Origin of the sequence: Mesorhizobium sp. M7A.F.Ca.ET.027.03.2.1, assembly GCF_003999175.1 — a bacterium.
Classification (GTDB): Bacteria; Pseudomonadota; Alphaproteobacteria; order Rhizobiales; family Rhizobiaceae; genus Mesorhizobium.
This window is the reverse complement of record NZ_RZOM01001396.1, coordinates 1-1,240: the sequence shown is the minus strand read 5'-3', so window position 1 is coordinate 1,240 and position 1,240 is coordinate 1. Positions and strand designations below refer to the sequence as shown.

Here is a 1,240-nt window from a genome sequence, read left to right as displayed (position 1 = left end):
GTAGGCATAGATGTTGAAGCGGCTGGTCTGCGTCAGAACCTCCAGATAGTTGTCGAGCGTCGGTTGGCTGATCCACAAACCGGGGTTCGTCGAAAGCTCGCGCTGGCTTTTGAGCGATGTGATCAGCGTCACGATAATGGGGAAATTCATCGCCAGCACGGCGATGGCAAAAACGATCCAGCGCAGTGCCCTGACCATCGTCAACGCTTCCTGCGGCCGGCAAGCCGGTTAAGGCCGTGGAGAACGATGAACGACGCCAGGAACAGGATAACCGAAGCGGCGACCGCCTTGCCGATAGCCCCTTCCTTGAAGAAGGCCTGATAGATGTAGATCGACAAGGACGTCGTTGAACCGCCAGCGCCACTGCCGGTCAGCGCATAGACATTGTCGAACACCCGGAAACCGTCGATGAAACGGATGAAAAACGCGATGACCAGCGTCGGCTTCATCAAGGGCAGATCGATCCAGCGGACGATCTCAAACGGTGATGCGCCATCGAGCGAGGAGGCTTCGCGCACGTCGAGCGGTATGGCCGAATAGGCCATGTAGAAGAGCAGGAAGGCGAAAGGCGTCCATTGTAGCGTCTCCACGACGACAAGGGTGCGGAAGGCATTGTCGATGTCGAGGAAGGCCGGGCTGTCGCCAAACCATTCGAAGAGATAGTAGGGGACGGGGCCCGCGAATTCATGCAGCACCAGCCGGTACATGAGACCGACCATGGCCGGTGCGACCATCAGCGGCAGCATCAACGGCGCCATCAGGACTGGACGCTTGCTCAGAAGCGGCGCCAGGAAGATGGCAAGGAAAAGGCCGATCAGACATTCCGCCGATGCGGTAAGAATACCGAAGCGCAGCGAGAACCAGGCCGAGCTCCAGAATTCGCGGTCGTTCAACACCGCGACATAGTTACCGAAACCGCTCAACACCGGACTGCGCAAGGTCTCGAATGTGACGGTCGAAACGGAATAGATCAGATTGACGATCGCCGGAAAGCCGAGGAACAGAAGCAGGAAGCCGACCAGCGGCGTCAGATACATCCTGCCTTCGGCACGTGTCACAAGGGCCATGTCGATCCGCCAAACGCGCCGGACACCGGGCCTCGACCCGGCGTCCGGCAAATGGTTCATTTCTTGAGAAGGTCCTGCATGCCCGCCTTGGTGTGGGCGAGCGCATCCTCGAGGCTCTGCTGGCCGGACCAGTAGCCGGTGAACTCCTTTGCCTGCAGTTCATAGACCGGGAG

The 1,240-nt window shown here is 59.1% G+C and carries 1 protein-coding gene and 1 pseudogene; both read right to left on the bottom strand.

Annotation, left to right across the window (positions count from 1 at the left end):
- A pseudogene (locus EN750_RS35005) lies at positions 1-198 on the bottom strand (carbohydrate ABC transporter permease); the annotation flags it as partial.
- A 2-nt stretch (positions 199-200) separates the two neighbouring features.
- Positions 201-1,067 (bottom strand): sugar ABC transporter permease, encoded by an 867-nt coding sequence (locus EN750_RS35000; protein WP_127399326.1) that lies wholly within the window; start codon positions 1,065-1,067, stop codon positions 201-203.
- Positions 1,068-1,240: the final 173 nt, after the last annotated feature.